This is a genomic window from Bacteroidales bacterium, from assembly GCA_016707785.1.
Taxonomy (GTDB): Bacteria; Bacteroidota; Bacteroidia; order Bacteroidales; family UBA4417; genus UBA4417.
On the sequence record JADJGZ010000056.1, the window covers coordinates 56903 to 82619 of the forward strand.

The following is a 25717-nucleotide window of genomic DNA, read 5'->3' on the forward strand; positions in this document are numbered from 1 at the left end:
CAATTTGAAAATTTTGGTAATAGGGAAATGTGAGAATGTGGTTAGTGCAAATTAATGTAAATATTAACGACATTTGCTAATATCACCTGACTTAGAATAACTTCATGAAATACAATGAACTAATATATCCCCCGGGATCGGGAAAGAAACTGGAAGCCTTTTCTACTGAGAGTTCCGGACAGTATAAAAGCAAGAAGGATGCAGAGAAAGACCTGGTCACTGGCATTGAAGAACTATCCAAATTGCAGGATCTGCTGTATGCCCACGATCAGTTCTCGGTGCTGATTATCTTCCAGGCAATGGATGCGGCAGGAAAGGATGGTACAATAAAACATGTGATGTCAGGGATCAATCCTCAGGGTTGTCATATTACCAGTTTTAAGGCACCGTCTCAGGAAGAGCTTGATCATGACTACCTGTGGAGATGCATGAAACAATTACCTGAACGGGGACGTATTGGAATTTTCAATCGTTCCTATTATGAAGAGGTGCTGGTAACCCGGGTCCATCCTGAATATCTGCAGTACCAGAAATTGCCGGAATTAAAGAATGACTCCGATAAAGATCCTGAATTCTGGAAACAGCGCTATGATGACATTAATCATTTTGAGAAATACCTTTCAAATAATGGTACCCTGATTCTTAAATTTTTCTTGCATGTTTCTAAGGAAGAACAAAAGGTCAGGCTACTGGAACGAATTATGGATCCTTCTAAAAACTGGAAGTTCAATATCCAGGACGTGAATGAGCGGGAGCTTTGGCCGGAATATATGAAAGCCTACGAAGAAATGCTTAAGCATACATCAACTTCCACCGCTCCCTGGTATGTAATTCCTGCCGACAAGAAGTGGTTTATGCGGACTGCTGTTAGCCGCATCATCCTTGAGAGGGTTAAAAACCTCAACCTGCATTATCCAAAAATCACCAGTCAGCAAAAGAAAGACCTGGCGAAAGCCAAAGAAATGCTTGAAGGGAAACCTGTTCCCTCAAAACCTGCTAAATAAAATAACATTATCCATTCAAAACATGGGAATCCGGTTCGTTGGTATTGATAAGTCTGACTTTTATAAGAAGAAACGGTTGTGGAAGATTGTACTGATGTTTTTTGCACTGGTAATTATCAGCGTTTCATTGTGGTATTCCAATGTTTTGGTACATAAGATCGCCCAGGATGAACGTTCCAAAATAAAGACATGGGCAAATGCTATTCAGCACAGGGCGAAGCTTGTAAACTCAACACGTGAGTTTTTCCGTCAGATCCAGGTGGAAGAGAGAAAAAGAGTAGAGTTTTATGCAGAAGCTCAAACACGGGTAGCAAAAGCGGGACCGGAGGAGGATATCGGACTGTACCTTGAAATAATCGAAAATAATAATTCAATACCGGTTGTACTAACGGATGATAAAGGCATCGTATTGAATTCTCGCAACCTTGATTTCCCTATTGAAACAGGTATTAAGATCACTCATGAAAGGTTAAAGGATTTTCTTACATACGATCCAATTATCAGCTCCAATTTCGGAGTAAAAAATTATATCTATTACAAGGATTCAAAACTATTCACTGACGTACAAAATGTATTGAATAACCTTGTGAATTCTTTTTTCAGTGAGGTAGTCAATAATTCAGCATCTGTGCCTGTGGTGATCACTGACAGCACACAGACAAAAGTTACTTATTCAGGACATGTTGATACAATTCTGATCAGGGATTCTGCTTATCTATCACACCTTATTGATGAGATGATATATGAGAATGATCCCATTGTGATTGAGGTAGCAGATAGGGGAAAGAATTTTATTTATTACAAGGATTCATTTGTTCTGACACAACTTCGGTATTTCCCCTATATCCAGTTAGCAATTATTGGAATTTTTCTTTTTGTTGCTTACCTGATCTTCAGCACTTCACGCCGCTCGGAACAGAACCAGGTTTGGGTTGGATTGGCCAAAGAAACAGCTCACCAGTTAGGTACTCCCCTCTCCTCAATGATGGCCTGGGTCGATTACCTGGAAACCAAAGGGGTTGATCAGGATACTATCATGGAATTACATAAGGATGTGAACCGACTGAAAACAGTTACTGATAGGTTCTCGAAAATTGGCTCCACACCTATTCTTAAACAGGAAGATATTATCGAACTGATTAATCAGTCGGTGACATACCTTAAAACCAGGACTTCACAAAAAATTCAGTTCTATATCAATGTGATACCTGGTAAGGCTGCAATCATGGTTCCCCTTAACTATCAACTTTTTGACTGGGTAATTGAAAACCTTGTGAAAAACGCGGTTGATGCGATGTCAAGGTCAGGATCTATTACCATAGATATCTTTGATGAAGAAAATACTGTTATAATAGATGTTACAGATAGTGGAAAAGGGATGCCCAGGAAAATGTTTAAAACCATTTTTAATCCCGGATTCTCAAGTAAGCAACGTGGCTGGGGCCTGGGGTTATCACTCTCAAAACGAATTATTCGGGAGTATCATAAAGGTAAAATCTTTGTTAAAAGCTCGAATATCGGCAAAGGGACAACCTTTCGGATTATCTTGAATAAGTAAGCTATTCAGATACAAATGACACTTATCAGTAAATGAATGGACAACTTCACTGATCCATTTGTGAAAATTGGATCAATCTGTGAATTTCAGGCCCTGTTCTTCCTAAAACAATTATCTCCACCTTAACGTATGTCAGGAATCTACCTTCATATCCCTTACTGCAAACAAAAATGTCATTATTGCAACTTCTATTCAGTTGCAAACAAAATGCATAGGGAAGAGATTGTTCCGATGATGATGAGAGAACTCAAATTACAGAAGGATTATCTGGAAGGAGCATCCATAAACACTATCTATTTTGGCGGGGGCACCCCATCATTGCTTTCCGGCGATGAAATCTCCCTACTTTTATCCGGGATTCAGGAATTATTTCACGTGGAACCTAATGCTGAAATTACACTTGAAGCAAATCCTGATGACTTAACCCCAGTCAGAATCAAGAACCTTATTCATACAGGAATAAACCGCCTGAGTATCGGAATCCAGTCTTTTTCCGATCAGGATTTAGTATTTCTCAACAGGGTGCATTCAGGTAAACAAGCTAAAACTTGTATAAAACGTGCTCAGGATGCAGGCTTCACCGACCTTAGCATTGACCTGATTTATGGGATCCCCACTTTGTCGTCAGATCAATGGGAATATAACCTCATGACGGCCCTGGATTTTGATATCCCCCACATATCTGCCTATGCCCTTACCGTTGAGGATAAGACCCCTCTGGCCGTGATGATCCGTAAGGGTAAAATGCCTGACGTAAACGATGCAGTTCAGTTGCAGCATTTCGAAATGCTTCTTGATCTATTGAATGCCCACGGCTATCAGCATTATGAGATATCAAATTTCTGTTTACCCGGGAAATATGCCAGGCATAATACCTCCTACTGGAAAGGGATTCCCTATCTGGGTATTGGTCCATCAGCCCATTCTTTCAATGGAGAATCAAGACAGTGGAATGTGTCAGGTATCACTCCATATATTCAGGCACTTAAAGGAGGGAAATTGCCCTTTGAAAAAGAGGTCCTAAGCCAATCTCAAAAATTCAATGAATACATCATGACCTCCCTTCGTACAATATGGGGGTGTGATCTTTCACATATTGAAAAAACCTTCGGGAAGGAGTGGCTTCAGCAAACCATAGAGGATGCATCCATTCATATCAAAAATGAAAGCCTGACTTTACAGAATGATCATCTTACCCTTACTAAAAAAGGGAAATTCCGGGCCGATGGCATTGCTGCAGATTTTTTCAGAGTATGAAGAGTAGCTGGATGGCTTATTGAGTTTTGTAAAAGTTCACTGAAACACCTGAACTTCCATAGGCAAAAAATTTCAACTTATAGATTGAGTCTGAATTCCAGTCTGACAGGTTGATGGTTTGAATTGTTAAAACCAGTTTCTGCTGTCCTCACCGATTTCAACTCTACATTTGGTGAAATCACAAAAAAATCAAATACTGTTGTAGGGGTTTTACCAGGAATATAAGGTGCAGCTACCTCACGACTGGTGCTTCTAATGGAATCATAAGCCCATTGCCAGCCTTGCGGAAGGAAATCACGGGGCATTCCCGGATGAATTCCTGTGGCCACATTTCCATCCTTTATGAATGTGGGATCATAAGTTGCAGGAGATTGGTTCCACCCCCCTCCAACAATTACATAATTACCTGCATTAAATTCCCTTTCCATGGTCTTTTTCAGCAGGGATAGTTCTTGTTTCCTGACTTCGGCAGCATCACTGTCTGGTGAATTATGGGTATTGATTAACACCAGGTCTTTGCCACTTTTGGTGGGAATCCGGGTGAGCAGGAAACATTGTTTGGGCCTAAATAATTCACTTGGCCATTCATCGGGAGAAGGATAGGCATACCGTAATGCTTCAGAAACTTTGTATTGACTCAAGGTCACAATACCGGCATCAACCTTTCCCATGGGTTCAGAAATGGGAACCGGAACAAATCCTGCTTTATAGTTCGGAGCAAAGAAGTAGGAGTATCCTGACATCTTCTCCATTAATCCTTTGAATTGATTGTCGTTGTAAGAACGTTTGGAATTCCTGTCTATTTCCTGGAGCATGATGAACGAAGGCTGGCTAAGTGAAGCCACTGTATTCAATATACTATTTATATAAGACTGGTATTGCTCCTTTGATGGCCGGACCTGCTTCCCTCCTTCGTTAAAAAAATCCATTTCCTTACCCAATCCAGCATGTCCGATATTCCATGTGAAAACGGTAAGGGGTTCATTACCGATCGAATCCATGGCTGTAGAGCCGAATGCTCCAAGTGTTACAATATCCTTAGGCTTAAATTGGTTTATTGTGGCATTGATCAGAAACACAACAGGTATTGCAATCGCCAGCAATACAATACTTGAAATAATTACTATCAGCCTTTTCTTTCCCTTTTTCATAAAATCAAATGTTAAACATTGTATTCCGTTGCTATTTCATTTTGCAAATCATGAGTCAGTGAATGCAACGGCATTAATGGCTCTGCAATGATATTACTTTGCAATACCATTGCGATTCAGTACAAATTGGAGACATAGGATTCTACATCTCCGGCGAAAATAAATTTTTTTCGTTAATTTAGCCTCGCATTCCAACCAAATTAAGGAAACTCATGCCGATTCTAGGATCCATTATTAAAAGTGCCATTGAATTTCGTTCCAAAATTCCGATTGAAAGCTTAAAGAACCAGGACCCTTACAAGTCGCAGTTAAAGACTTTACGGAAATTATTGAGAAAAGCTCAAGTCACTTCATTTGGAGAAGCCTATGGTTTCCAGGAGATACTCAGGCATCGCGATCCTATTCATTTTTTTCAGCGCCAGGTGCCCTTATTTGATTATTCAACGATCAATAAAAAGTGGTGGTACCGTACTTTAAACGGAGAGGCTTATGTATGCTGGCCCGGACAGGTTAAGTATTTTGCACTGAGTTCCGGAACATCCGAAGCATCCAGTAAGTATATCCCTGTCACTCCTGATATGCTGAAAGCGATCAAAAAGACCAGCATCATGCAGTTGCTGACACTTTCAAAGTATGATTTATCTAAAGAATTCTATGAAAAAGGTATACTCATGCTTGGTGGAAGCACTCAATTGGAATTTAACGGAACCTATTATGAAGGAGACCTCTCGGGCATTACAGCCGGGAACCTGCCTTTCTGGTTTCAGCATTTTTATAAACCAGGCAATCGCATATCAAAGGAACGTAACTGGACAACCAAACTGGATGAAATTGTAAAAAAAGCCCCTGAATGGGATATAGGTGTGATTTGTGGTGTGCCGGCCTGGTTGCAAATTTTGCTTGAAAGAATTATTGAGACTTATAATCTGAACACTATTCACGATATCTGGCCTAACCTTTCCATTTATGTTCATGGAGGTGTTTCATTTACTCCTTATGCCAAGGGATTTGAGAAACTGCTTTCCAAACCTTTGACCTATATGGAAACCTACCTGGCATCCGAAGGGTTTATTGCTTACCAGAGCAGGCCAGATACCAGTTCTATGCAGTTAGTACTGGATAATGGTATCTTTTACGAATTTGTTCCCTTTACTTCGGAAAATTTTGATGAAGACAGCAATCTGAAACCCGATGCCAAAGTTCTTACCATTAAGGAAGTTGAAGAAGGTAAAGATTATGCATTACTTCTTTCTAGTTGTGCAGGTGCCTGGCGTTACCTGATTGGCGATACCATTCGGTTTACTTCCAAATCACTTGCAGAAATCGTAATCACAGGACGAACTAAGCATTACCTGAGTATTTGCGGTGAACATCTCTCCCAGGAAAATATGAACCGTGCTATTGAAATGCTTGAACATCAAATGAATATTTCAGTCAGGGAGTTTTCAGTAGCGGGAATCAAGCATGAGAATATGTTTGCCCACAAGTGGTATCTAGGCGTAGATGAACCTTTTGATGCTGAACTGGCAGGGCAAAAAATCGATGATAACCTCAAAATCCTCAATGATGACTATCGCACTGAAAGGTTGCACGCCATACGTGATGTGATAGTTGAACCACTTTCATCATCGGTCTTCTATGATTGGATGAAACGTCATGGAAAAATCGGTGGACAGTTCAAATTCCCCAGGGTTCTTAAGAAGGCCAAACTTGAAGATTGGGAGCTATTCCTGTCGACACTAAAAAAATAAATCGTTCATCAAACAACCCTATTGCTTTATCCAATACCCCTCATAAACCTTTAACCACAATTCATCCACATAATAATAATTAATTCAACCTTATAGATGCATCCATTTCTGCAAGGAGCGATTCTTGGATTAACACTCTCTGTTCTGCTGGGTCCGGCATTATTTACTTTATTGCAGACCAGTATACACAGGGGGTTGAAATCCGGACTTTTCCTGGCTGGTGGGATCTTCCTGAGTGATCTGAGTGTGGTTTATCTTGCTTACCTGGGAGCTCTGCAGCTTATAAATGAGAAGAATAACTACATCATTGCAGGTATTATTGGTGGATTGATCCTGATTGGTTTCGGTATCTATACTTTTTACAGGAAAGTGCATATTGATGAAAACAATAAGCTCGTCGAAATTAAAGTACCAGGCCCCCTCACTTATATTTTAAAAGGCTACTTCCTTAATATTATGAACCCATTTGTCTGGTTCTTCTGGATCTCAGCAATGGTAGGCGTTAGTGCCAATTATGGGGATGATAAGCATGGCGTTATCATCTTTTTTGCTGGTACATTGGCGGCAATTCTCGGAAGTGATGTCTTTAAGGTATTCCTCGCTCACAAATTGAAACAATACCTGAAACCTAAAATGTTAATCCGGGTAAATCATTTTGTTGGAATCCTGCTGGTAGGATTCGGTGTATTTCTTATTATCCGTGTGTTTTTTCAGATTTGAGCGGGCAACTTATAAGATTGAACGATTGATTAATCCTCATTAAACCGGATATCCTTTACATTCAACTGAATACTTTTAGCACCATTCCATTCATTTTCTTCCAGGTGATAGCATATATCCATAAACTGGCCTTTTTGAATAGCCGGGAATTTTTCTCCTTGTTGAAAGGCGATTGCTGAATAGGGGTCAGACCGAACAGCGTTCTGGAAAACAGTCATTTTCACATGGTTTTTCCCCACTACCCGGGCATACCCTGTATCATGTGTATCTGGTGTAACAAATACCGGAGACATATTTCCCGGACCAAAGGGAGCAAACTGTTTCAAAATCCGCATAAACTTCGGGGTTATCTGATTAAGATTGATCTCCATGTCGATTTCAACTTCAGGAATAAGCATATCTTCCTTAATGGTTTCAGAAACAACCTTCTCAAATTTCTCCCTGAATTTATCCAGGTTCTCAGGTTTCATCGACAATCCCGCTGCGAAAGTATGTCCGCCGAAATGTTCCAACAGATCACTGCATGCATCTATGGCATCATAAATATCGAAGTCTTTGACTGACCTGGCAGAACCTGTGATCAGTCCATTCGACAAGGTCAGGACAACTGTAGGTCGGTAGTAATTGTCAGTAAGCCTGGAGGCAACAATTCCAATCACTCCTTTATGCCAATCCGGGTTAAAAACAACTGTTGACAAGGAATTTCTCAACACCGGGTCGGAAGAGATCAAATCAAGCGCCTCCTGGGTAATATGAGAATCGAGGTTCCTTCTTTCAATGTTGAAATCGTTTATCTGTTTGGCAATACTTTCCGCATGTTGAAGGTCGGGACTAATCAGCAATAACACAGAGTTTCGTCCGCTTTCAATTCTGCCGGCAGCATTGATACGCGGGCCTAAAACAAATACCAGGTCATTGATAGTAAGTTCCCTTGAAAACCTTAATTCGGGATCAACCTCTTCCAATGCTTCATCCAAAGGTTTCCTGTTGATATTGGCAATATTCAGTATCGCTTCCAGTCCTGGCCGGGGGTTGCTATTCATTATTTTTAATCCATAGTAAGACAGGATCCTGTTTTCCCCTGTAATAGGAACAATATCAGAAGCAATACTAACTGCAACCAGGTCGAGGTATTGATTCAGGAAATCAAAGGGTATGTTATTTTTCTGGGCATATGCCTGAATCAATTTAAACCCGACGCCACAACCCGATAATTCATCGAAAGGATAGGTGGAATCTTCCCTTTTAGCATCAAGAACAGCAATGGCAGCCGGTAGTTCGCTCCCGGGGCGGTGATGGTCGCAAATTATGAAGTCGATTCCTCGTTCCCGGGCATATTGAACCTTATCGATTGCCTTGATCCCGCAGTCAAGTGCTATTATCAGAGTAAACCCTTCTTCAAGCGCGAAATCGATACTTTTGAATGAAATACCATAACCTTCACCATACCTGTCCGGGATATAAAAATCAATGGTATCAAATCCCTGGGCTTTCAGAAAGGTATAAACCAAGGCAACTGCAGTGGTTCCATCTACATCATAATCTCCATAAACAAGCACTTTCTCCTTTGCTGCAGCGGCTTTTTCAATCCGGTTGATAGCCAGATCCATATCATTCAGCAGGAAAGGATCATGAAGGTGTGAAAGCTCCGGCCTGAAAAAAGCTTTAGCAGCTTCAAAGTTTGTGACACCCCTCTGCACCAATAGCTCAGCCAGAACAGGTTCAATATTTAGCTGGGCAGCGAGATTACTCACCACTTCCTTATCTCCCCGATCTTTAAGCACCCAGCGTTTAACCATGAAATCAATTCCTCATTTTCGCAAAAATAGGCAAAAGCCAAAAAGAATAATCAAGAGATAATTACAATCCTAAACAATAATCAAACAATTTTTCCAAAAACAAATTAAATCAAATTAGCAAAACAAGCTAATCCTTGTTAATCTGATTGATAAACACATTCCTGAGATCCTTTAAAATGTAGATCTCATGGCTTCCACCGGATCAAGCCTGGAGGCTGACCAGGCTGGAAATAAACCTGAAATTAGTCCGATAATACCTGATACTGAAAGGCCAAGAATAATATTGCCGGAATTCAGGAAAAGGTCCATATCGGCCAGGTTACTGGCAATAATAGTTCCAATATAGATGATCAACAGCCCAAAGGCCCCTCCAAGTAATGAAAGGAAAACCGCTTCAAAGAGGAATTGCTGAAGAATAAATGAATTCTTGGCTCCCAGTGATTTCTGTATACCAATCTGGACTGTACGTTCCTTCACAGAAACGAACATAATATTAGCAATTCCAAATCCTCCTACCAGTAGTGAGAAACCTCCTACTACCCATCCTACTATGGAGATAACTCCGAAAACGCTATCAAATGCATTATTGATAACACTGGTTTCATTGATCTCAAAATTGTCTTTTGAGCCTGGTTTTAGTTTCCTGACAGAACGCATGATTCCGGTCAGTTCGTCTTTAAGCTGTTCATTAGGCACATTTGGCCTGCCTCTCACCAGGATAGCAGATCCGATATTATCGCCATTCAGGTCAATGAAACTTCTTCCGAAATTAACAGGAACCATAAGCCAATCGTCGTAGGAACGTCCAAAAGTATTATTCCCGGTTCGTTTGAATCTTCCAATAATATCTACTTTTCTACCAAAAACTGAAACCTGTTCACCAATGGGATCCTTATTAGGAAGAAGTTTTGAGGCAATTTCATCACCGATTATTGCCACCGGGCGGCCGCCCTGGGATTCAGCAGGAGTAAAATACCTTCCTTCAGAAATATTAATGGCATCTACCTTGTCATAATCCTGCGATACAGCCACAATCGTAGCATTTTCATAAGTAATCCCGGAGAATTTTACATTCCTGTTCGTGCCAACATAATATCCTGCTGCATCTGCCAACGAACTGCGCTTTTGAATCTCTTCCATCTCAGCAAGCCTGGTTTCAGGGCGTTTCATATATTCCCACCAGGGCATATCAGGACTTCCGATGAATGGCCATTTCTGGACAAATAACACATTGCTTCCGAGTGATTCAATATCCTTTCTAAGGGTATATTCAATGCTGTCGAACACCGTGAGTACCGAAATCACAGAGAAAATACCGATAGTGATACCCAATAATGAAAGGAAGGTTCGTACCTTGTTAACAACCAGGGCCCGGATAGCGAAAAGGTAACTCTCACGGAAAAGTCTAAGAAAAAGCATGAATCAAATTTGTATTATACCATTGCTATTTCATTGGCAACCGGCCAACGGGGGGGGGTTCTTGCCCGCGGGGGGGGGCCCCGGAAAAAAAAAAAAAGGGGGCCCGGGGGGAAAATCCCCCCCCCTTTTTAAAAAATCCCCCCCCCCGGGGGGGGATTTTAAAAAAAAAATCAGTATTAAACGGAAAAGTGAATCCTCCGGTTCAGTTGATGTAAAAATAATCAGAAAATCGGCGATCATTCAATATTTAACATTTTTAATGAAAAGAACTTTTTGACAATTAAAGACAATCCGGATTTTCACGTTTTACGCACCTAAATGGATTTAATGTTGAACCCGTTCAAAATCAAGGACAGTGTCAAACCCCATCGGGTCCTCCTATCGTCGGACTCCAATGGGTTTGTGGTTTCCGGACTTTTTAGTGAACTTTTGATTGTTGTCTTTTACCTAAACCCGACGGCGTTTTTAAAACCTGTCGGGGTTTGGGGAACTACTGGATTTTGGAGCTGCAATGGATGCTGCACCTCCCAAACCCCATCGGGTCCTCCTATCGTCGGACTCCAATGGGTTTGTGGTTTCCTGGCATTTAAGTTTGGGGGGTGCGGATTCGATAAAGTACTTTAAACCATCGCGAAATCTAACTATTTAACAAAATCAGTGGAGTCCTGAAGGGGCTAGGCGGCCAAACTGACATTATAAATAAATATGAAACCGGAATTGATTCCAAATTACTGACAAATCGCAAGATTTCGGGGACTGGTGCGGCTTTTTTTAATAAACTTGCACTTTTTTGATCCCATCATGGAAGAACTGAAACCCATCCAATCAGCGTTGATTTCAGTGTATCATAAGGACCGGGTTGATATCATTGCCAGGCACCTTCATGCACTTGATATTCAGATATTTTCAACCGGAGGAACCTTTGATTATATCCAATCATTAGGCATCCCTGTTACTACTGTGGAAAGTCTGACCTCCTATCCATCCATTCTCGGTGGCAGGGTAAAAACTTTACATCCCAAAGTTTTTGGCGGCATCCTTTACCGTCGTGAGTTCGAAAGTGATCAGTCACAAATAAAAGAATATGATATCCCACCCATTGACCTGGTAATGGTAGACCTTTATCCATTTGAATCTACTGTAGCTTCAGGTTCAGCACATGAGGATATTATTGAAAAGATTGACATCGGGGGGATTTCATTGATACGAGCCGCTGCCAAAAATTACCGGGATGTAGTAATCATTCCCTCTGCCGCCCAATATGATGACCTGATCCGGATCCTGGAAGAGAAAAAAGGATTTACCAGTCTGCAGGACCGATACTACCTTGCAGCCCAGGCGTTCAATGTATCATCACATTACGACACTGCTATTTTCAACTACTTTAATAAGGAAACCGGAATCAAAGCATTCAAAAAGAGCATACTTCAATCTGAACCCATGCGGTATGGTGAAAATCCTCACCAGGAAGGAACTTTTTATGGAGATACTACCAGTGTTTTTGAGCAACACAATGGAAAGGCCATTTCCTATAATAATCTTGTTGACCTTGATGCCGCAATTGCATTGATCTCTGAATTTAATGAACCTACCTTTGCTATCATAAAACATACCAATGCCTGTGGAGTGGCAACGCGCCAGAATCTTACAGAAGCATGGAAAGATGCACTTGCCGGTGACCCCATCTCAGCATTTGGCGGAGTGATTGCAACCAATCGCATCATTGATACCGAAACAGCAGAAGAGATCAACAAATTATTCTTTGAAATAATTATTGCACCGGATTATGAAAAAAATGCATTAGAAATCCTGAAATCAAAGAAAAATAGAATAATTTTGCAGCATAAACCGACTGATTTTCAGGCTAAACAGTTTAAGTCAGTACTTAATGGCCTTATTGAGCAAGACAAGGACAACCACACGGAAGGCCTTGCCGATATGAAGGTTGTTACTCATACTGCACCTGATAATCAACAGTTTAAAGATTTAATTTTCGCCAATATTCTGGTTAAGCATCTTAAGAGTAATGCAATTGTACTGGCAAAAAACAGTCAATTGTTGGGTTCTGGCTGTGGTATGACTTCAAGGGTTGATGCCTTGAAACATGCAATCAAAAAAGCTGCAGAATTTGGACTTGATCTACATGGAGCTGTAATGGCTTCAGATGCTTATTTCCCTTTTGCCGATTCCGTAGGGATCGCATCAGAGTCAGGGATTAAAGCAGTGATTCAACCGGGTGGATCCGTTAGAGATGAAGATTCAATCCGGTTTTGTAACGAAAATGGAATACCGATGGTTTTCACCGGTATCAGGCATTTTAAACATTGATCCAACATTGAAGTAAACAGGCTCCGGCCTTTAATACAAAAAATATTTACATGGGACTTTTCTCATTTCTTACCAAAGAGATTGCGATGGACCTTGGCACAGCCAATACCATCATTATATATAATGACAAGGTTGTGGTGGATGAACCATCCATCATTGCTATTGAACGCAACACAGGGAAAGTCCTGGCAGTTGGGAAAAAGGCGATGATGATGCATGGGAAAACCCATGAAAACATCAAAACGATCCGCCCTTTACGTGATGGTGTTATCGCTGATTTCCAGTCGGCTGAATACATGATCCGTGAGCTTATCAAAATGATCGGGCCCAGCCGCAGTCTTTTCCCACCTGCTTTACGAATGGTCATTTGCATCCCTTCCGGAATCACCGAAGTTGAAGAACGTGCTGTTAAGGATTCAGCTGAACAAGCTGGTGCCAAAGAAGTAAGACTTATCCATGAACCAATGGCAGCTGCTATCGGTATTGGTATCGATGTTCTGGAACCTACCGGAAATATGATCATTGATATAGGGGGAGGAACCAGCGAAATTGCCGTTATTGCCCTTGGTGGTATCGTAAATAATAAATCCATCCGCATTGCCGGCGACGATTTCAATAGTGATATTGAAGAATATATGCGGAAACAGCATAATATCAACATTGGTGAACGCACTGCAGAAATGATAAAAATTGAAGTTGGTGCCGCCATGACAGAGATCGATAATCCCCCGCCTGACTATGCTGTTCATGGCAGGGATATGCTCACAGGGATCCCAAAAGAGATCTATGTAAATTATGCCGAGATCGCACATGCATTGGATAAATCCATTTCCAAAATCGAAGCCGCTGTACTCAACGCACTCGAAATGACGCCCCCTGAGTTATCTGCAGATATCTTCAAAACCGGTATCTACCTGGCCGGTGGTGGTTCATTGCTGCGTGGCCTCGACAAGCGTCTGCACCTCAAAACCAAACTCCCTGTTCATGTTGCCGATGACCCATTACATGCAGTTGCCCGCGGAACAGGTATCGCGCTGAAAAACTTCGACAAGTTTACATTCCTTATCAAATAGCAGAGGCATTAACCTGCATAGGAAAGAAGTATGCGTAATCTACTGGCATTTATTATTCGCTATAACTTCCTGCTGCTATTTCTGCTGTTTGAATCACTAGCCTTAATTCTGCTGGTCAATTCGACATACTATCAGCGATCAGTGCTGCAAAGTGTCGGGAATGGTATTTCCGGCAAATTCTATACATCCATCAGTGATGTTTCCGAATACCTTAAACTTCGCAGAACCAATGAACTGCTGGCTTCTGAGAATGCTATGTTAAGACAGATGAAAGGACTGTCTTTCATCAAAACCGATACCGCCACCTTCTGGGTTGAGGATACCCTTTATAAGCAGCGTTACAAGTATATTGTTTCCAGGGTGATCAATAATACTGTAGGTAAAAGGAATAACTACATTATGCTTAATAAGGGCCGTCGTCATGGTATTGATAAAGATATGGCTGTTATCACTTCCAACGGTATTGTTGGAACAGTAGTGAGTGTATCTGATAACTTCGCCTGGGTAATGAGTGTCCTCAATAAACAAACCCGGATCAGCGGAAGAATCAGGAAAAATAACCAGATGGGTACAATCGTTTGGAATGGGCTGAATCCAATGTATGGGACATTGACCGACATCCCTGCCCATGTTAAAATAGCGAAAGGGGATACCATTGTAAGTAGTGGATTCTCCTATATCTTCCCTGCAAATCTGATGATCGGAACTATTGAAGATTTCCGGGTTGAACAGGGGGAACATTTCTATGTTATTCCTTTTAAGTTCAGTGTTGACTTCAATAGCCTGGATTATGTATACGTGGTGAGAAATCTGCTTAAAGTAGAGCAGGAAGAGCTGGAAAAAACGACGGAGGTGAATGGAAATGAGTAGGCTGGTTATTGTAAATATCGCCCGATTCATACTGTTGCTCATGCTGCAGATACTGGTTTTGAACCGTATCAGCTTCTATGGTTTCCTAAATCCTTACGTATATATACTATTCATCTTTTTACTTCCCTTTGAAACACCGGGATGGTTATTACTCATGCTTTCATTCCTAACCGGATTTTCTGTAGATCTTTTTAGCGGTACAATGGGATTGCATACAGCAGCAGCTGTTTTTGCCGGTTTTGTTAAACCGGGTGTAGTGAAACTTGTTGGTGAAAAACCTGACTATGACATTACTACACAGCCTACCTTGCGGGAAATGGGATTCAAATGGTTTTTTGCCTATGCTGCCACTATGACATTTCTTCACCACCTTGTGCTGAACTTTGTGGATGTTTTTAGTTTCAGGGAATTCTGGCAAACCCTTTTGCGGGTTTTCTTGAGTTCTGTCTTCTCCCTGATGTTTATCCTCATCATTCAGTATATTTTTACGTCCCGCAAGGAACGGAACTAAACTTTCCAGCATAAGTTATTTTGCTCATCCATAATCCTGTTATGGTATATTTGCATGATTTTTCAGTTCACATCAACCATTTTTGAAAAATAATCCTTAATCTGACAAAACCTGACAATATGAGAAACCTGTTTGTAAGTACAATTATTCTCTCATTGATCCTCTCAATGGCAGCCTGTAAGGGCAAGAAAGAAAACCAATATATTATAACCGGATCAATCAATGGCGCTGATACCGGGTGGATCCTCCTGAAAAAACGTGAAGAAGGAAAATGGCTCACTAAAGATTCAACCGAACTCAAGGAAGGAAAGTTCTCATTTACCGGAACTACCGAAATGCCTGAAATGTATTACCTTGCTGTAAAGAACAAAGATGGATTTCTTCCATTTTTCCTTGAAAACGCTGACATCACCATCAAGGCATTTTCTGATAGTATTGATAAATCAGACGTTTCCGGCTCCGCTTCACATGACCTTTATAAAACCTTCCTAAAGAAGGATGATATGTTCAATAAAAAGCTGGAAGACCTTTACACAGAATATATGACAGCTAAAGAGGCCAATGATTCCATCAAAGCGCTGAGCCTGGAAGGTGGTTTTGATGTAATTCAGAATGAGCAGGCAAGTGCTATGAAGGAATTCATCAAAACCAACGGAAAAAGCGTTGTATCAGCTTATCTCGCCCTGAGTAATGCTTATAATTTTGAATTAGCCGATTTACAGGAAATCAATAAGGGTTTTGATCCAGGCATTGCCAATTCTTCCTATGTTAAAAAATTGAAGGAACGTGAAGAGACCCTGCTCAAATTATTACCCGGAAACCTTGCACCTGAATTCACAATGAATGATTCAACCGGTAAGGCAGTGAGTCTGGCTTCTTTCAAGGGACAATACCTTTTGGTCGATTTCTGGGCTTCATGGTGTGGCCCTTGCCGCAAAGAAAATCCAAATGTAGTTCAGGCTTACAAATCGTTCAATTCAAAAGGCTTCACAATCCTGGGCGTATCTCTTGATAATGATAAGTCTAAATGGCTGGAAGCTGTCGCTGCAGATGGCCTCACATGGACACATGTTAGTGAATTACAGGGATGGAATTGCTCCGCAGCCAAACTTTATGGTGTAATGTCGATTCCTGCAAACTTCCTTTTAGATAAAGAAGGCAAGATCGTTGGAAGCAATTTACGTGGAGAAGACCTGGAAAAGAAACTTCAGGAAGTGATGGCTGAACCAATTGCTACAAAATAAAGAACCCGGCTTTACGAATTGGAAGATCAACTCCTTTTCCTGCAGAATCGCCTTCTGAGTAAATAGAAATTTGCGAAAACGAACAGTACTGTAGCAAATCCTACGATCCTGTAAACCCAGGTAGCTTTCCTGTCAAGGGTGGGCTCAGTCATAATTGGCTGTTTGCCATCCAATGATCGCATTACAGGATTCAGAAAAAGTACAATCCCTTCCATATCATTGGGAGTGGGATACAGAACCTCTGCACGTACATATGTATCATTGGGTTGAAGGACATACTCAGCATGGGTTGATTTACCTACCCTGTGCAATAGCATTCCATGCTGACCATAAAAACGAACCTCAGAAAAACGGGAACTCAGCGTAAATTTCAAAGTATCATTAATAATAGCATAGGATCTCAAAGCCGGCAGAGTGTCGAATCTTGCCATTTTGCTTTCATATGTTTCATCCATGGGCAGTTTTATCTCTACTCCATAGGATTTTCCTGATTGCAGGGATGCAAGGATATTTTTCCTGTGGTTATCAGGAGCGTTTACCACGATGGTCCTGCGTGCCATCTCCCCGGGATCAGAGAGGTCGTGCATATCATCATTAGCCATCAGAAAAGCGGGCTTGCCGGCTGAAAGGGCTGAATCCCAATGTGGAATTGAGTTTCGGTAACCATTCAGGGCTTCTATCAGATCATAATTGCCCAGGTACTTAAAATCTTCGGCCTTATACCCACCAAAGAAAGCCGGATGATTGATTGAAAGCAGTTCTGTATTCTTTTTCAAACGGTTCAGGACATATTGCTTGTGGTGAAGGTTCTGTCCGAAAGGTAAATCATACCAGATCACCTCCCTGGCTCCTATGCTCAGCTGGTGATTCTTAAAGATGCCATACCCATGCTCATAAACCGGGATGTAATAGGGCTGATGAGCATAAAGGGTATCAATATATTGATAATTACTGATGCCAATGCTTTCGTAACCCATTTTCCTGTAAAGATCCCATACCTTGTGGTTGCTGTTGTCGCTGCCATTGGTAAGCCCTCCCCAGGCATGTGAATGCATATGAAGATTGGTCCGCCGCCATTGTGTACTGTCCATCCCCGAATAGGGATTGTACCATGATGCCCCCGAAAAAGGCTTTGGTTCAGGAAAAATATACCTTTCAGCGATAAGGTAGTTGAAAAGGAATATCATAAGGAGTCCCAGGAAGAACCATCCAATTCCTTTGAAAATGAACTTTAGAATTTTAAGTAGAACGCTTACAAACATCAATTGAAAAGGGTTTTAAAAACAGCAGCCTGTGAATCACAGGCTGCTAAAATACAACAATTTAATGCTCTGAAGGTTCATCACTGAACCACAACTTTCAAAGGAATATTGCGCTGGCCTATCTGTATTCGACAAGTGTAGATCCCAATTTCAAGATTATAGGGCTTTAAAGCAACACTGTATTTCCCGGGATGTCTGATTCCTTCGTTGATAGATTTGAGCTTTCTGCCCTGAATATCGAAGACCTCAATATTCACATCAGCAGGAATATCTACTTCATATTCAATCACCGAAGCGGGAGACAAGGGATTGGGGAAAACCTTGGCTTTTATGGCTGAATGAACCGGTTTCTTTTCCACAGATAAGGGTGAGTCCTGGTAAGTAGAAGCCATGGCACCATATTCACCCCCCAACCAGTGAAAACCGGGAAGAGTAAAATCAAGACAGGTAAAACCCACTGATGGCATGGTGGTATCACGCGACCAGGTTGTACCGTCATATCTTAGGACCCCATTAAGGCTTAATGCATATCCTTCAGAAGCACTTACTATTTGAATATCTGTATCATACCAGAATTCATGAACATATAACTCTTCTACCCATGCTTCAGTGATTGTATTATACTTTATAATCTTTCCCCAGTGGTCGATCATCCATATCCATTCTTCATCAATTGCACTTATTCTGTACATATTACCGGGAAGACCGGAGGTAATCCGTGTCCAGCTTACCCCATCGAAATGGTAAATAAAGCTATAATCCATATACCTGTTACCTAAGGCAAATCCGGAGGTAGGGCTCAGCATGCATATATCTTCAAATTTTTCCGGAACTTCCATCCCTGTGTACTGTGTTTCCCAACTCATGCCATCGTAAAACATAATTGACTCAGACATTACGACCCATATATGTGAAGCATCCAACACATTCATCCTGACAGGAAAATCTGTCGAATACACTCCATGATCCGACCAACTTCCATTGACATATTTCAGCAAATGGAAATAATTCCCTGATTGCTTAAAATCAGCAAGTACAAATCCGTTCAGGGAGTCCTGGAATTTCAGGTCAACCAGGTTGTAGTCCGGATAATAACTCTCTTTTGATATTACTCCATTCCGGTATTTTAAAAGATGATTCGCATCTGTAATGATCCATCCATGGTCAGGATCTGAAAAACTCATCTCAACCAAGGATTGATCAAACTGGGCATTGATGAGTTTCCAGCTTCCATTTTCATTCAGATAGGTAATTCCTGACTCCCCTACTGCCCACACTCTGTCAGCATCTCCATGGAAAGCATTGATGGGTGTTGCCAGGATTGTATCCAGAAACCAGTTACCGGACTCATACTTATATATGTTGCATCTGGTATCACCAGCATAAAAAATACCGCCTCTTCCGAAGCATATCCGGTTATAGAATCAACCATATACATAGACCTGATTCTGGTAGATCCCAACAATGGGTTAATTGAACCATAGTTATAATCAAGTAACACGTCACCATCAAAATCAAAAGATGATAAGATACCATGTTCCGCATCACTGAAACTGCAATTCTCCAGGTAATAATTACCGGGAATCATTTGTGCTGACCAGCTATTGCCATCGAAATGCATTAAAGGCCATCTTTCCTGCGGCAGGTAACCAATTAACCAATCCATTATCCTTTGTTGAAATACTGACATCGAAAACATAGGTTGAATCAGGCCAGGGATAAATCTCCCATTGGCCCTCCCGGAATCTCATCACTGTATCGCCGAAAATCCAGCCATCATCACCAAAAAATGCCACATATTTCAACAATGGTTTGGTGGACAAGCTGAAATTAGCCCATTCACCGTTTTCAAAACTGAGGATGCTGCCATTCTCACCTACTGCCCATCCATGATAAGGATCCGAAAAACTGACAGAACGCAGGGTATTTGTGCAATTGCTTTCCTGGCGATTCCAGTGGTGCCCGTCCCAGAAAACAATTTTACCCTGGTCGCCCACTGCCCAGGCATGGTTTTCATCCACATGGTTAACTGCATTTAACCTGATCCCGTCAGGATGGGGATTGTACCATTTCCAGGTGGTTTGCGAAAAACTGCACATAGGAAAGAGCAGCAAAGCATAAATCAGTAGTAAAGGTTTCATTGTATATAGAATTTATAATACATTTTAATGTTATTCGGAATAATCATACAAAATTGAAAAGAGGACTAGAATCATGCGTATTATACCCAATCAGAATGCGAACCTGAAATGCATTAATCCTGCCATGTAAATATCCTTTTCACTTTAACAAAGTTAATATACAAGCCATTAATAAACTTCAGCAACCCATTATTTCTTTCATTATCTGAAACTTAATCTGGAAGATATCCTCAATCCCTTTATTTTTGTATTCATTAAGCCGAATACTCTTTCATTTATCAGTATTTAATCTCCAGCACCATGAAATACTTTTTTTCTCTTTCGTTCATTCTTTTTCTTTCCGTTTACCTCATTGCCCAGCCACAGTTTAAAGTCAGGCAGTTCAAACTTGAGAACGGATTCACTGTTATCCTCAACGAAGACCCTCTGAAACCGGAAGTATTCGGAGTGGTGGTTGTAAAAGCTGGCAGTAAAAATGACCCTGCTGATGCCACTGGAATGGCTCATTACCAGGAACATATGCTATTCAAGGGCACTGAAGAACTTGGCACCGTCAACTGGGAATTGGAGAAACCCCATATCGATAAAATCTTTGAGCTGTATGACCAACTCTCAGTTACAAAAGATGAAGAAGCAAGGAAAGCCATTCAGTTGCAGATCAATGAAGAATCATTGAAGGCCAATGAATATGCAATCCCCAATGAATTAAGCAATATCATCAAAAGTGTTGGTGGAACCCAACTGAATGCCAATACTGGTCCTGACCGTACTGTTTTCTTTAATGCTTTCCCTTCGAACCAGATTGAAAAATGGCTGGATATTTACTCTCACCGATTCGAAAGTCCAGTATTCAGGGGATTTCAGAGTGAACTGGAAGTGGTTTACGAAGAAAAGAACCTATACTCTGACATGTTCCAGTTTTCACTCATCGAGGAATTCAATAAACAGATGTTTAAAAAACATCCTTATGGTCAACAATCAATGATTGGAACCGTCGAAAACCTGAAAAATCCATCCCTTACAAAGATGTATGAATTCTTCAAGACCTATTATGTCCCCAATAATATGGCCCTGATATTATCGGGTGATTTCAAAGCTGAAGAAGTGTTACCAATGATCATGGCAAGGTTTGGGAAATGGAAACCCGGTACTCTTCCTGACAATAAGGTATACATAGAAGAACCTTTTAAGGGAAGGGAACTGGTGGAAAAGAGGCTTTCCCCTATCAAGCTTGGACTGATTGGATTCCGAACGGTTCCAAATGGCCATCCGGATGAAATTGCCCTGGATGTTTGTAATGGTCTGCTTTCAAACCGGAATCAGACCGGACTTCTCGACAAGCTTTCCATCGACAACAAGCTCCTGGCAGCCATGGTGCTCCCTATGCGACATAATGACTACGGAAGTTCTATTGTTTTCATCGTTCCAAAAGTAGTCGGACAAAAGACTGAAGATGCAGAAAAGATGGTGATGGCGGAGTTGGAGAAGATTGCAAAAGGTGAATTTGATGAAAGTTTGGTTGAAGTTGTGAAGAATCAGTTGTATGTCGATTACCAAACCCAAATGGAATCCTTGCAAAACAGGGCTGTTCTTCTTGCTGAAAATTTTGCACAGAATAAGGATCTATATGATATTCTTAACTATACTGACAAAGTGCAGAAAGTCACGAAAGCTGACATTTTGAGGGTTGCCCAAGCCTATTATGGTAAGGACTACCTGGCTTTTTTCTCAAAAATGGGGTTCCCGAAAAAAGAGAAGATTGATAAACCAGGCTATAAGCCGGTACTCTCGAATACAGATGCTAAATCAGCATTTGTTCAGATGCTGGACGAAAAGAAAGCTCCGGAACCACAGATCAAATATATCGATTTCAGCAAGGATATTTCAACTTCCCAGTTACAGCAGGGTGTTGATTTCTATTATGTTAAGAATCCCGTGAATGATATTTTCTCCCTGGAAATCCGCTTTGGAATTGGAAACCAAAAGATGCCAATGGTAAAATATGCCTCTGATATCATGAATTATTCAGGGATACCTGGGATGACGGTCTCGGAATTTAAAACTGCCTTTGCCCGTTTGGGTTGCAGTTATTCCATTTCGAGTGACGACAGCTATTTGAAGGTTGAATTGCAGGGGATGGAAGCCAATGTTTCGCAGGCTCTGGGAATGATTAATCAATTAATGAAGACTCCTGTTCTGGAGCAGGATAAAATCGACAATATCGTTCAAGGGGAAAAAACAAACCGGAAAATGGAGAAATCAGAACCTGATAATGTTTCAGATGCTCTTTTTCAATATGTGAAATATGGAACGATGTCAACTTACCTGAATCGCTTATCGATGAAGGAGATCAAAGAATTAAAGGCAGATTCCCTGGAATCAGTTTTTAATCAGGCACAGCATTATGCAACGGAGATTCATTATACAGGTCAAAAGGAAGCAGCTGATGTGATAAAAATGATTTCGGATAGCATCAACTTTGCCCCTCAATTCATCCCTACCGAATCGCCGGTGAGCAGGGATGCTGCTTTATTCAATGAGAATACAGTATTTTTTGCAGCCAAGAAAAAAGCTGTTCAGAGTAAAATCTATCTTTTCGCTAATGGTCCGGCTTATACCTCATCCATTGTACCTTCAATGGAAGCCTTTAATCTCTATTTCGGAGGTGATTTTTCCGGTCTGGTTTTGCAGGAAATCAGGGAATACCGTTCTCTTGCCTATACTGCCGGGGCAGGGTTTAGTAGCCCGGTCAGGGCAGGAAAACCTATGGATTTTACCGGTTATGTAGGCACCCAGGCCGATAAAACCCTGGAGGCAATGACCGTTTTCAGAGATCTTATTCATGCCATGCCAGAAAAAGAAGAAAGATTTGAAATGATCCGGCAATACCTTTCTTTATCAGCCTTAACCAAACGGCCTGATTTCAGGAACTTGAGTTCTACAGTCCTGCAATGGAAAAGACTTGGATTTGAAAATGATCCTCTTACCTGGAAACTGGAACAATATAATTCAATGAAATTCCCGGATATCACAAACTTTTATTCGCAGAATTTGAAGTCGAAGCCATTGGTTTATTCAATTGTTGGCAACCCAAAGAAAATTGATATGAAATCATTGGAGAAATTTGGAAAGGTTGTGATGATAAAGGAGGAAAAGCTGTTCAAAAAATAAATCAGGGTACGCGAATGCAAAACGGAAAATGAAAATGAAACCCTGCAGGATTTGAAATCCTGTCAGGCGTTAAACTTTCAACTTTTGAAACTTAATTCATCATTGAAATCTCTCCACCCATCGCCTGCTTGACTGAAATTAAGTACATCAGAAAAACTACTCCATTCTGGCGGGCTCAGCACAATATTCTATGACGATATACTACGCATCACTTAACTCCGGAAGTAACGGAAACTGCTACTACGTAGGCAGTGAGCAGGAAGCCGTGCTGGTGGATGCTGGTCTTTCCTGCCGGGATACAGAGCGTAGAATGGACAGCCTTGGGCTTTCGTTGCGGAAAGTGAAAGCCATCTTTATCTCCCATGAGCATACTGATCATATTAAAGGCGTTGAAGTACTTTCCAGGAAACATAATATTCCGGTTTATATTACTCCGGCAACTCACAAGAACAGTCGCTTAAGAATTGACGCAGGACTGGTCAGGGATATGTTCCCGCACCAGGAAGTTAATAATCGGCGGCTTTCACTATTAAACCTTTTCCAAAACATCATGATGCGATAGATCCCTTCAGTTTTATCATCTGTGGATATGGGGTAAATATTGGGGTAATGACTGATATTGGAGCTGCTTGTGAACATATGGTCAGGCATTTCCGAAGTTGTCATGCAGTTTTCCTCGAAGCCAATTATGATGAGCAGATGCTTGAAGCAGGGAAGTATCCGCCCCGGTTAAAGGCGCGGATTCGGTCGGATCACGGGCATCTCAGCAACCGACAGGCCCTTCAACTTTTCCAGTCGTTCAGGTCACCTGAATTGAGTCACCTTGTCCTATCCCATTTATCTCAACATAATAACGATCCGCAACTGGTGCAAGAATTGTTCAGCCGGCATGCCGGGAACATTAAAATCTCTATAGCTTCAAGATATGAGCCCACGGGGGTATTCAGCGTTTCGAAGCAAGAATAGGCATACCACCACTTTCTTATGAGTTTATCTTGGGCTAATGCCTTTTATCAATCCATTCTTCCTCCTGCTGCCACCCAGAGTTTCCTGGATTTTTCCAATTCCAACTCCCTGTCTGATTGAAGTATCTCACGCTGCTTCCTGATGTTTTCCCTGTCTGTTAATTCTTGTTCAAGGGCTTTTGGTGAATGTTCTTCCAATAGCTTCAGGAATTCATCAGGGTAGTTGGATTTAAGGTAGGAAAAAGCCCAACCACTGTTGAATGATTTTGGTGGATGAACGATGAAACCTTGAAGATGGATCAGGTCATCGATTTTTTGACGGTTTTGCCAGGAAGATTCCCTGATCAGGCCGATGATAAAGGCAGAAGTGACTTCAGTGTAATTCATATAACAGGTTTTAAAGGATTAAATCCCTGTCAACGGCCGGAAAGCAGGTGTATAACATAGGGTACAACAGGATAGATTTCCTGAAAAAAGTAAAGAAATGATGTATGGTATACATACAGACTTTTTTGGTTGGCTACCCTCATCGTTTTACCACCGTGGCTTTCCGCGCTCGGTTGGTTTCTCTTTTGAGAATCGGGATGATGATGCAAAGATATTGAAACTGAAATGAAATTGAAATCATGTTAGCGAATTTTTGTATCGATCAATTAGTTGAGATAGTTCGACTTCTGCATGACCAATGCAAAGGATAAATTTTACATTATGAGTAGGTTGTATCTTTATTGAAAGGAAGAAATTACAATTAAAACAATCATCCAATAAATCAACAAAAGTCCCATCCTTTCCTGTTGTTTTCTTTTGGACAGGCATACACCTTCGGTAATACAACTTCAATTCTCTTGATAACAAGTTCCAAATCATATCGGAATAGTTCTTGCTTTTATTATAAATCCAGTGTTTATGAGACGTATCATGAATCAGGAGTTTTTTCGAGATCGGCACCATGGGCTTCACTCCCTTCCAGTCTCAGATCATCAATACCTACTGCCGGAAGCATAATTTTTTTATTCCGTTTTAGAATTTCCTTTGCTGCAATATGCAAAGCTGTTTGTAATGCCCCTTCGCATACCTGTTTATTATGATGAGCAAAATGATGTTGCATTCTTTTACCTTTTCTTGCAATCAAAGGTTTATTGCAGACAGGACAAACACAAGAGCACTTAAGACCTCTTTTAACATCCGAGACATGAAATATTTGTCCCTCCCTGAGACCGAAAGAAAGAAGCGGCTCCATAAGAAAAAAAATAATAATCGATTATAATAATATCAGTAAAAATAAACTTTAATATGCCTTTGAATAAATCTCAACACCTACCCTTTCAATATGTTGTTTAAGTCCATCCTCTGTTATACTATTCAAAATGACTAAATCAAAAAAATAGGGTTGATCCAGATCATCTAACCCCTCATTTTGCATCGACAAAATATCCTTTAATTTCAGGTCCTGACCTTTCAATGCAATGTCAATATCTGATCCGGGTTTATTA

Annotated in this window: 21 protein-coding genes, 1 pseudogene and 1 riboswitch; of the genes and pseudogenes, 12 read left to right on the forward strand and 10 right to left on the reverse strand. The window is 41.0% G+C overall.

Features of this window, described 5'->3' with window-relative positions; genetic code table 11:
* Positions 1-104 precede the first annotated feature (104 nt).
* From IPH84_18745 to hemW, 3 genes are all read left to right on the forward strand, one after another.
* Positions 105-1004 carry a polyphosphate kinase 2 family protein gene (locus IPH84_18745; GenBank protein MBK7175203.1) on the forward strand — a complete coding sequence of 300 codons (900 nt, stop codon included), beginning with the start codon at positions 105-107 and terminating at the stop codon, positions 1002-1004.
* Positions 967-2562: a HAMP domain-containing histidine kinase gene (locus tag IPH84_18750; protein ID MBK7175204.1), complete on the forward strand. Its 1596-nt coding sequence runs from the start codon at positions 967-969 to the stop codon at positions 2560-2562. The genes IPH84_18745 and IPH84_18750 overlap by 38 nt, the downstream gene beginning before the upstream one ends.
* A 129-nt stretch (positions 2563-2691) precedes the next feature.
* Positions 2692-3819 carry a radical SAM family heme chaperone HemW gene (gene hemW / locus IPH84_18755; GenBank protein ID MBK7175205.1) on the forward strand — a complete coding sequence of 376 codons (1128 nt, stop codon included), beginning with the start codon at positions 2692-2694 and terminating at the stop codon, positions 3817-3819.
* Between the two features lie 77 nt (positions 3820-3896).
* On the opposite strand, the gene IPH84_18760 is transcribed toward hemW, so the two are convergent.
* Positions 3897-4970 (reverse strand): hypothetical protein, encoded by a 1074-nt coding sequence (locus IPH84_18760; protein ID MBK7175206.1) that lies wholly within the window; start codon positions 4968-4970, stop codon positions 3897-3899.
* A gap of 212 nt (positions 4971-5182) precedes the next feature.
* Here IPH84_18760 and IPH84_18765 point away from each other — a divergent pair, with 212 nt between their 5' ends.
* Positions 5183-6721, forward strand: coding sequence for a GH3 auxin-responsive promoter family protein (locus IPH84_18765; GenBank protein MBK7175207.1), 1539 nt, complete (start codon positions 5183-5185; stop codon positions 6719-6721).
* A gap of 96 nt (positions 6722-6817) precedes the next feature.
* On the forward strand, positions 6818-7441 hold the full coding sequence (locus IPH84_18770) for a LysE family transporter (GenBank protein ID MBK7175208.1): 624 nt from the start codon (positions 6818-6820) through the stop codon (positions 7439-7441).
* A gap of 29 nt (positions 7442-7470) precedes the next feature.
* Here the strand turns inward: IPH84_18770 and recJ are convergent, their stop codons facing one another.
* Positions 7471-9240: a single-stranded-DNA-specific exonuclease RecJ gene (gene recJ / locus IPH84_18775; GenBank protein MBK7175209.1), complete on the reverse strand. Its 1770-nt coding sequence runs from the start codon at positions 9238-9240 to the stop codon at positions 7471-7473.
* Between the two features lie 171 nt (positions 9241-9411).
* Positions 9412-10659 (reverse strand): ABC transporter permease, encoded by a 1248-nt coding sequence (locus IPH84_18780; protein MBK7175210.1) that lies wholly within the window; start codon positions 10657-10659, stop codon positions 9412-9414.
* A gap of 801 nt (positions 10660-11460) precedes the next feature.
* On the opposite strand from IPH84_18780, the gene purH reads away from it, so the two are divergent.
* The 5 genes from purH to IPH84_18805 all read left to right on the forward strand — a co-directional run bounded on the left by purH (position 11461) and on the right by IPH84_18805 (position 16685).
* Positions 11461-12987: a bifunctional phosphoribosylaminoimidazolecarboxamide formyltransferase/IMP cyclohydrolase gene (gene purH / locus IPH84_18785; GenBank protein MBK7175211.1), complete on the forward strand. Its 1527-nt coding sequence runs from the start codon at positions 11461-11463 to the stop codon at positions 12985-12987.
* A gap of 50 nt (positions 12988-13037) precedes the next feature.
* Complete coding sequence (locus tag IPH84_18790; protein ID MBK7175212.1) at positions 13038-14060, forward strand: rod shape-determining protein; 1023 nt, start codon at positions 13038-13040, stop codon at positions 14058-14060.
* Between the two features lie 30 nt (positions 14061-14090).
* Positions 14091-14930: a rod shape-determining protein MreC gene (gene mreC, locus IPH84_18795; GenBank protein MBK7175213.1), complete on the forward strand. Its 840-nt coding sequence runs from the start codon at positions 14091-14093 to the stop codon at positions 14928-14930.
* Positions 14923-15441, forward strand: coding sequence for a rod shape-determining protein MreD (locus IPH84_18800; protein ID MBK7175214.1), 519 nt, complete (start codon positions 14923-14925; stop codon positions 15439-15441). Before mreC ends, IPH84_18800 begins: the two co-directional genes overlap by 8 nt.
* A gap of 119 nt (positions 15442-15560) precedes the next feature.
* Entirely contained in the window at positions 15561-16685 is a 1125-nt protein-coding gene (locus IPH84_18805) for a redoxin domain-containing protein (protein ID MBK7175215.1), read from the forward strand.
* Positions 16686-16711: 26 nt separating this feature from the next.
* On the opposite strand, the gene IPH84_18810 is transcribed toward IPH84_18805, so the two are convergent.
* The 4 genes from IPH84_18810 to IPH84_18825 form a co-directional block, all read right to left on the reverse strand.
* Positions 16712-17872 (reverse strand): hypothetical protein, encoded by a 1161-nt coding sequence (locus IPH84_18810; GenBank protein MBK7175216.1) that lies wholly within the window; start codon positions 17870-17872, stop codon positions 16712-16714.
* A gap of 155 nt (positions 17873-18027) precedes the next feature.
* A complete protein-coding gene (locus IPH84_18815; GenBank protein ID MBK7175217.1) occupies positions 18028-19224 on the reverse strand; it encodes a T9SS type A sorting domain-containing protein in 1197 nt (398 codons plus the stop codon).
* Positions 19212-19568 (reverse strand): hypothetical protein, encoded by a 357-nt coding sequence (locus IPH84_18820; protein MBK7175218.1) that lies wholly within the window; start codon positions 19566-19568, stop codon positions 19212-19214. The genes IPH84_18815 and IPH84_18820 overlap by 13 nt, the downstream gene beginning before the upstream one ends.
* Positions 19549-20088, reverse strand: a complete 540-nt coding sequence (locus tag IPH84_18825; GenBank protein ID MBK7175219.1) for a hypothetical protein — start codon at positions 20086-20088, stop codon at positions 19549-19551. The genes IPH84_18820 and IPH84_18825 overlap by 20 nt, the downstream gene beginning before the upstream one ends.
* A gap of 300 nt (positions 20089-20388) precedes the next feature.
* On the opposite strand from IPH84_18825, the gene IPH84_18830 reads away from it, so the two are divergent.
* On the forward strand, positions 20389-23259 hold the full coding sequence (locus IPH84_18830; protein MBK7175220.1) for an insulinase family protein: 2871 nt from the start codon (positions 20389-20391) through the stop codon (positions 23257-23259).
* Positions 23260-23449: 190 nt separating this feature from the next.
* Positions 23450-24225, forward strand: a pseudogene (locus IPH84_18835) (MBL fold metallo-hydrolase).
* A gap of 47 nt (positions 24226-24272) precedes the next feature.
* On the opposite strand, the gene IPH84_18840 reads toward IPH84_18835, so the two are convergent.
* From IPH84_18840 to IPH84_18850, 3 genes are all read right to left on the reverse strand, one after another.
* Positions 24273-24611, reverse strand: a complete 339-nt coding sequence (locus IPH84_18840; GenBank protein ID MBK7175221.1) for a hypothetical protein — start codon at positions 24609-24611, stop codon at positions 24273-24275.
* A 111-nt stretch (positions 24612-24722) separates the two neighbouring features.
* A riboswitch (SAM riboswitch) is annotated at positions 24723-24817 on the reverse strand.
* Between the two features lie 323 nt (positions 24818-25140).
* On the reverse strand, positions 25141-25356 hold the full coding sequence (locus tag IPH84_18845; GenBank protein MBK7175222.1) for a hypothetical protein: 216 nt from the start codon (positions 25354-25356) through the stop codon (positions 25141-25143).
* A 156-nt stretch (positions 25357-25512) separates the two neighbouring features.
* A partial coding sequence (locus tag IPH84_18850) for a nucleotidyltransferase domain-containing protein (protein MBK7175223.1) occupies positions 25513-25717 on the reverse strand: 205 nt, incomplete at its 5' end.